Origin of the sequence: Aquiflexum sp., from assembly GCF_041751335.1 — a bacterium.
Taxonomy (GTDB): domain Bacteria; phylum Bacteroidota; class Bacteroidia; order Cytophagales; family Cyclobacteriaceae; genus Aquiflexum.
In genome coordinates this window covers 1-6955 of sequence record NZ_JBGSXS010000425.1, presented here as the reverse complement: position 1 = coordinate 6955, position 6955 = coordinate 1, and the positions used below count along the sequence as shown (strand labels likewise).

The following is a 6955-nucleotide window of genomic DNA, read 5'->3' as shown; positions in this document are numbered from 1 at the left end:
TGAGAACCAAGCATACCGATCTCGGGAATCAAAAGCAGATACTGTGATGGTATATTTGCCTTTCACCCTAGCCGGGCTGAATGAGGTTGCTGGCAATCTTGAATTCCCAGAAGCAATGACCATCCAGATTCTTCTTTTTTCTGAAACTCTTAATACGGCTTCATCTAGTGCCGTACTGGAATCGAAACCACCGAAACTCAGATTTGCGACATCCCCGGGGATACCTCTGACGCCAACATGTTCTATGCCTGCTATCATGCCTGAAAATGTGTAATTTGCCCAAGGACCAAAGAAAATTTTGACCGGCACTACTGAAACCCCGGGAACAACACCCACTACACCAAAATTATTGTCCAGGGCTCCGATTGTCCCGGCAACATGAGTTCCATGTCCATGTTCGTCATCCAAATTCCAGTCTTTCTTTTTGCAATTGTAGGCATCAAATCCTTTTTTGCTGTCCACATTCAGATCCGGATGATCCAATTGGATACCTGTATCAATTACAAAGACACTGTTTCTCCCTGAGTATGAAAAAGGTCCCCCCACCCTTTTGATGCCCCATGGCACCACTTGGGTATTAGGTTCCAAATCCTCAATTACTTTAAATGGCGGTCTATCTGAAGGTTTTCCAAGGGTTCCCATCCTATCCTGCTCCACATATTTTACTCTGGGGTCATTTCGAATCAATTCCAGCTTGGATTGATCCATCCTTGCGCAAAATCCTGTCAAAGCCATGGAATAAACCCTTTCGAGGTTATCCTCACCAATCTTGTATTCCTTGAACAAATCCTCTATCTCTTGACGCATTGACATCTGTGAACCTTCATAATCTTCATCATCTATCCTGAAGGAAAGTTGGTTTTCATGAAGCACCACAATATACTGGTCTTCGATGGGTACGGTACTGATGGATTCAAACAAATCCGGGTTGCCTACTGTATCTAATTCCTGATGATTCTGTTCTGAACAAGAGAAAAACAAGAGTATCAGGGAAGGCAACAAAAATGATTTTAAAAATCGTTGTCTTTTCATAAAATAATTTGGGTGATTAATTAAGCAGAAATATAAGTATTTTTCTTAAATCAATAGGATTTTCCGGTTTCAGTTTATTTTTTTTCATAAAATCTTTTAAATCATTGTACCTATCTCCTGCCAAATCCCTCAATGCGGAGGTATTCGCCTTAAATTCAGTGGACTGCATTCCTTCAATAAAAAGGAATTTAATATCATGCCTAAAAGTGTCATATTGAGGACCCGTATATCCATCTCTTACCCTACTGGGATTCACAAGAGTTTTGGAATGAACAGCAATATACTTCCCTTGATCATTTTCAAATAATATTTCGACCAATTGAGATTTTCCGGAAACAAACTCCATCCTAAATAGCCTTTCATCTTCTTCTCCGGTTTTGATCCAATTCCAGTTTTTCAGAGGCAAAGGTTCAGAATCTTCTCCTCCTGTTTGGATATATACTGTATTGGTTTCCAGAAAAATATTAAAGGGGACCTGTTTGTGCACATTACCATTGCTTAAAGAAATATTTCCCATTGGAGGTATTTCAAAAAGGAACGGCGTTCCCTTTACGCCATCACTTTTTGGGTTTATTCTGAATGTTCCGGTTTGTTGATTTTCAGGACTTCTGATGGTCTGAATTGCTTGGCTGAATGCAGAATATGTCCACATCATCCCCATCAAAATGAGCAATAAATATTTAAAGTGCTTCTGCATATTGGAGTTGGGATGATTTTTCTTTCACAATTTACCAAAACAAATCACAATTAGAAAATGGGCGGTACTTCAATTATATATTTACTTTTGCAATATGAAAGAATCTATTTTGTCTTTAGCTCCCCAACACTGGGAAGAATACGAACTTATTGATACAGGTGGATTTGAAAAACTGGAAAGATTTGGGAAATATGTCTTGAGCCGTCCCGAACCACAGGCCATCTGGGACAAAAGTCTGAGTGAGGAGGAATGGAAAAATATGGCCCATGCACAATTTGCCAAGGAAAAAAACAATCCTGAAAAGGGCCATTGGAATGAACTGACAGAAATCCCCCACAACTGGCAAATCAACTATCAGAATCCTGATGGTTTAAAGTTGAAACTCAATCTGGCCATGACCTCTTTCAAGCATATCGGGATCTTCCCTGAGCAAGCTGTCAATTGGGATTACATTTCGGACACTTTGAAGTCGTTCCCTGTCAAAAACCCTAAGTTATTGAACCTCTTTGCCTATACAGGTGCTGCTTCGGTGGCAGGAAAAGCATGTGGTGCAGAAGTAACCCATTTGGATTCCGTAAAACAGGTAGTAACCTGGTCCAAACACAATATGGAATCTTCGGGGCAGGAAGGGATCCGATGGATCGTCGATGATGCCATGAAATTTATCCGAAGAGAAGTCAGGCGTGGAAACAAGTACCATGGAATTATCCTTGATCCACCCGCCTATGGCCGTGGTCCTGATGGTGAAAAATGGATTCTCGAGGAACAGATCAACGAAATGCTCAAACTCTGCGCAGAACTCCTTGATCCTGTCCACCACTTTCTGATTTTGAATATGTATTCCCTAAGTTTCAGTTCCATGATCGCTGCCAATTTGATCCATTCCAATTTTGGGGAAGTAGAAAATGCCGAACACGGAGAGCTGTATTTGGTTGATAGATTCAAGAAGAACCTGCCTTTAGGGATTTTCTTTAGGTTTAGAAAGTTTTGAGACGCAAATGTTAGACACAAGATGCAAGACACAAGATTCAATACTTGGTTAGTTTTAGATTGGAGGTTTCAGAAATTGGATTAAGCTTAAGTGTTCCTTGACTAGTTAGGGAACTTTCACCGAAGTAACGTACCTCAAAGATGTGAGTGAAGACACTCAAATCGGCATACATAAGTTCTAATTCAAGTAAGGTTGTCGGGTTGTAAAGTTGTCCCCAGTAAATACTGTCCTTCTTTATACATCGTTCATTGTACTTTGCACAAAAAGATTATAATAGTTTAAAGTCTACTGTTCCACTCATCTCAGATTTTATCTCTTGCTTCTCGGTTCTAATCTATCGATTCTTGGCTCTTGGTTCTTGGCTCTTGCTTCTCAAATCTCATGTCTCAAATCTCACATCTACCCAAATGAACAACCGTCAACTCTTCCTCTCCCACCTTGCACAGACCACAGATTTTCCGTTGATGATCGAAATAGAGCGGGCTGAGGGGGTTTATATGTATGGGCCTGACAGGAAAACTTATATCGATCTGATTTCGGGAATTGGGGTCAGCAATGTGGGACATAGGCACCCCAAAGTATTAGAAGCTATTCAGGAACAATTGGATAAATACCTGCATCTGATGGTCTATGGAGAATATGTCCAAAGTCCGCAAACGCTTTTGGCGAAAGCACTTTGCGAAACACTTCCATCCCATTTGGACAATGTTTATCTGGTCAATTCAGGAAGTGAAGCAGTGGAAGGAGCCTTGAAATTGGCCAAAAGATTTACCAACAGGCGTGAAATCATCTCCTGTGTTGATGCCTATCATGGTTCATCCCATGGTTCACTTTCAGTCGGGGGAAATGAGATTTTTAAAAGGGCCTACCGTCCACTACTGCCCGGAATCAAGAATATTGTTTATGGCTCTTTTCATCAACTGGAAGAAATCACTGAAAACACTGCTGCATTTATCGTAGAAACCATACAGGGTGAGGCAGGTATTAGAGTCGCCTGTTCAGAATATTTTCAAGCCTTGAGGAAAAAATGTGATGAGACCGGTACCCTATTGATTTTAGACGAAATCCAGGCTGGTTTTGGGAGAACTGGGAAATTTTGGGCTTTTGAGCATTTTGGAATTGTACCGGATATTTTGGTTTGTGCCAAAGGAATGGGCGGTGGAATGCCCATAGGTGCTTTTATTGCCAATAAGGATTTGATGGGTGCATTTAAAAACAACCCCTTATTGGGACATATAACCACTTTTGGAGGGCATCCGGTTTCAGCTGTTGCATCCTTGGCTACCATCAAAGTGATTCAGGAAGAAAACCTTTTGGAACAGGTAGAGACCAAAGCAAACCTTTTCAAAAAACTTTTAGTCCACCCGAAAATCAAATCCATCCGAAATAAAGGCTTGATGATGGCTCTGGAGTTTGAATCATTTGATGTTTTAAAACCCATAATAGATCGGGCAATTGAGAAAGGAGTCATCACCGATTGGTTCCTTTTCTGCGACGATGCCATGAGAATTGCCCCACCTTTGATCATTACGGAGGAGGAGATTGAGAAGGCTTGTAGGGTGATTTTGGAGGCGGTTGAGGAAGAGGAAGGGTGATTTTACAGTCTTAGATTGAATAAATTGAGTAGAGGGGTTCACCTTGTAATTTCGAACGTAGGGAGAAATAGACATCTCTCCACAATAATTATCGGGATCGAAGTGACATTGCAAAGTTTGAAAGCATTATTAATGCTTTATTGGATCGATAGTGCCAAAGGCTTATCCTTGTCATTTCGACCGTAGGGAGAAATCTATTATGCCTTGAGGTTTTAGACTTCTCCTGCCGTCGAAGGACAAGGAGAAGTTATTTTTAATAGCTGTCCTTGTTTTGTTGGATCTCTACTGGCATTTAACCTCTCCTTATCATTTCGAACGTAGAGAGAAATCTATAAGCCTCAATAGAAACCAAAGTCTGATTATTTAATAGGCCAGACAGGTTGCCTCAAATGTTCCATTAAATAATTTAGCCTTTCCAGAATCTCTCCACTTTTCATTCAATTGTATTTTTTTAAATATATAATCGTCAAATTACCGATTATCTGTTTATTTTTTTACATTTATTCTATGGAAATCATGCTTCAACTGCAACAGTTTGCAAACCAACCTATACCCCACTTCCTGTTAGTGAATTTACTTGAAGGTTATAAAAACCCAAATGACAAGATTTATGACTTGACAAAAGCAGGTTATTTAGAGTCTATCAAAAAAGGACTTTATATTTTGGGTCCAAAGTTAAGTAATACAACACCCGAACCTTTTTTAGTGGCGAATCAAATTTATGGCCCAAGTTATATTTCGATGGAATCGGCTTTGGCATTTTATGGTATGATTCCAGAAAGGGTTTATGGAATTAGTTCTGTGACGACTAAACCAAGTAAGGAATTTAAAAATTCTATGGGAACATTTTCTTTCACCCACCTTCCAATTCCCTATTATTCCTTCGGGATTGTAAGTTTTGAAATTGCCCCGCAACAAAATATATTGATTGCGTCACGAGAAAAAGCCCTGACCGATAAAATCATTACATCTAGAGGATTAAATCTTAGATCCATTATAAGTACTAGAGAATACTTGGTTGGAAATCTGAGAATTGAGGTTTCTGATTTGGAAGAACTTGATTTAGAAATTATTGAGGGTTGGATTCCTTATTGTCCTAAAAGAAACAATATTAAACTTCTGATAAAAACTTTAAAAAATCTATGATCAAGCAATGGATTGAGCTTTACAAGCCAAAAAACAAGGAAGAACTGAATCAGTCAATGCGTGAAGTCATGCAAGAAATTACACTTGCTGGGCTTTACCGGGCTTCTTTTTATGAAAAGGCGGCATTTTATGGTGGAACAGCATTGAGAATATTTCATGGTTTAGACAGGTTTTCTGAAGATCTTGATTTTACACTTTTGGATATCTATCCAGATTTTTCTTTATCGAAATATTTGAATTCTATTGAAAACGAATTCTCCTCCTTAGGGCTACAAGTTTCAATAAAAGAAAAAGAGAAATCAAAGAGTACTCAAATTGAATCTGCTTTCTTAAAATCAGAAACTGTTTGGAAAGAATTGATTCTTGAAAATACAATCCCTGGAATTTGGGTTGACCAAAAACCAAACATCAAGGTAAAGATTGAGGTAGATACAAGGCCTCCAATGGGGTTTTCTACAGAGGAAAAATTGTTGTTAAAACCTTTCTCTTTTTATGTAAAATGTCTATCAATCCAAGACCTTTTTGCTGGAAAAATGCATGCTTTACTTTTTAGGAAATGGAATCAAAATGTAAAAGGAAGAGATTGGTATGATTTCGAATGGTATGTCAAAAAAGGTATTCCAATAAACCTTAATCATTTTATATTAAGGGCTTTGGATAGTGAGGATTTAAAAGCGGCCGAGCTATCTAAGGAGGAATTCAAGATACTCCTTCATCAAAGAATTGAAGATGTGGATTTACAAATTGCAAAAGCAGATATCCTTAGGTTTATTAAAAATCCTCTAGTCATTAAAATCTGGTCAAAAAATTACTTTCATGATTTAGTTAACCATATTCAGTTTTCCTGACTTTAATTTGAATACCTTATATTTAAGCATATTTTCTTACCCAAATTCACCCTTATGAAAAAACTCCTCTTTGCCCTAATCATCCTGTTTTTTGTAATCATTGCCGGCTATCAGATTGTCAAGTACCAATTTGGGCCAACTTATTCCGGTGAGATTGAAATGCCTAGTCTTTCTACTGAAACAGAGATTTACTTTGACGATTATGGAGTTCCGCATATTTATGCCCAAAACGCCAAAGATGCCTATATGGCTTTGGGGTATGTTCATGCACAGGACAGGCTGTTTCAAATGGAAATGACACGGCGGGTCGGAACGGGAACTTTGGCGGAACTATTGGGTGAGGATTTGGTGGATGTGGATAAATTCTTCAGGACATTGGGCTTGCCCAAACATGCTGAATGGAGTACAGAGGAATGGAACAAGGCAGGAAACTCTGAATGGAAAACTGCCACTGAAGCCTATATCAAAGGCGTGAACCAATTTATCCAAAACGGAAAACTCCCCATAGAATACACCCTATTAGGCTCCAAACCAAGAGAATTTACGATTAATGACATCCACGCCATTACAGGTTATATGTCATTTACATTTGCCATGGCGATGAAAACCGATCCCCTTGTGACCTATATGGCCAGAAAATTGGGCC

Annotated in this window: 7 protein-coding genes; 5 read left to right on the top strand and 2 right to left on the bottom strand. The window is 39.0% G+C overall.

Going from position 1 to position 6955, the window contains the following annotated elements:
- Both ACEW8U_RS22550 and ACEW8U_RS22545 read right to left on the bottom strand, forming a co-directional pair.
- The coding region (locus ACEW8U_RS22550) for a S8 family serine peptidase (RefSeq protein ID WP_373524315.1) at positions 1–1032 on the bottom strand (1032 nt) is incomplete at its 3' end.
- A gap of 16 nt (positions 1033–1048) precedes the next feature.
- On the bottom strand, positions 1049–1729 hold the full coding sequence (locus ACEW8U_RS22545) for a hypothetical protein (RefSeq protein WP_373524314.1): 681 nt from the start codon (positions 1727–1729) through the stop codon (positions 1049–1051).
- 94 nt (positions 1730–1823) lie between these two features.
- On the opposite strand from ACEW8U_RS22545, the gene ACEW8U_RS22540 reads away from it, so the two are divergent.
- From ACEW8U_RS22540 to ACEW8U_RS22520, 5 genes are all read left to right on the top strand, one after another.
- Complete coding sequence (locus ACEW8U_RS22540) at positions 1824–2720, top strand: class I SAM-dependent methyltransferase (RefSeq protein WP_373524313.1); 897 nt, start codon at positions 1824–1826, stop codon at positions 2718–2720.
- Positions 2721–3127: 407 nt separating this feature from the next.
- On the top strand, positions 3128–4315 hold the full coding sequence (locus ACEW8U_RS22535) for an aspartate aminotransferase family protein (RefSeq protein WP_373524312.1): 1188 nt from the start codon (positions 3128–3130) through the stop codon (positions 4313–4315).
- 441 nt (positions 4316–4756) lie between these two features.
- A complete protein-coding gene (locus ACEW8U_RS22530) occupies positions 4757–5461 on the top strand; it encodes a hypothetical protein (RefSeq protein ID WP_373524311.1) in 705 nt (234 codons plus the stop codon).
- Positions 5458–6309 carry a nucleotidyl transferase AbiEii/AbiGii toxin family protein gene (locus tag ACEW8U_RS22525; protein WP_373524310.1) on the top strand — a complete coding sequence of 284 codons (852 nt, stop codon included), beginning with the start codon at positions 5458–5460 and terminating at the stop codon, positions 6307–6309. The genes ACEW8U_RS22530 and ACEW8U_RS22525 overlap by 4 nt, the downstream gene beginning before the upstream one ends.
- Positions 6310–6363: 54 nt before the next feature.
- Positions 6364–6955: penicillin acylase family protein (locus ACEW8U_RS22520; protein WP_373524309.1), on the top strand; the 592-nt coding region annotated here is incomplete at its 3' end.

Coding starts and splice junctions, on each gene's coding strand:
- ACEW8U_RS22535 (WP_373524312.1), top strand. CDS start 3,128: ATGAACAACCGTCAACTCTTCCTCTCCCACCTTGCACAGACCACAGAT.
- ACEW8U_RS22545 (WP_373524314.1), bottom strand. CDS start 1,729: ATGCAGAAGCACTTTAAATATTTATTGCTCATTTTGATGGGGATGATG.
- ACEW8U_RS22540 (WP_373524313.1), top strand. CDS start 1,824: ATGAAAGAATCTATTTTGTCTTTAGCTCCCCAACACTGGGAAGAATAC.
- ACEW8U_RS22525 (WP_373524310.1), top strand. CDS start 5,458: ATGATCAAGCAATGGATTGAGCTTTACAAGCCAAAAAACAAGGAAGAA.